The organism is Vibrio sp. 10N.222.49.C9, from assembly GCF_041474985.1.
Classification (GTDB): domain Bacteria; phylum Pseudomonadota; class Gammaproteobacteria; order Enterobacterales; family Vibrionaceae; genus Vibrio; species Vibrio crassostreae_C.
Genome location: NZ_JBFRVD010000277.1, coordinates 1 through 306 on the forward strand (window position 1 = coordinate 1; position 306 = coordinate 306).

General features: G+C 41.5%; 1 pseudogene. It reads right to left on the bottom strand.

The annotated features are described in order from the left end of the window. Window positions 1-21: 21 nt before the first annotated feature. A pseudogene (locus AB4585_RS23115) lies at window positions 22-306 on the bottom strand (tRNA (adenosine(37)-N6)-dimethylallyltransferase MiaA); the annotation flags it as partial.

Here is a 306-nt window from a genome sequence, read left to right on the forward strand (position 1 = left end):
ATCATATTATACACAGCAAATTCAATTAGATGCTATGACATTTGCGATTGTTTCTACCCCATGATCGATATTTTGACTATCGAGCCAAGTTAGGTCTTTCCAACTGCGAAGCCAAGTAATCTGGCGCTTCGCTAATTGTCTAGTCGCACAGACTCCTTTGAAGATTGCTTCATCAAAGCTGTACTCTTCTTCTAAGTAACCCCACATCTGACGATAGCCCACACAACGAATTGAAGGAAGATCTGGATGCAAATCAGTGCGTTGATGTAAGGCTCTAACTTCATCTTCAAATCCAGCCTCTACCAT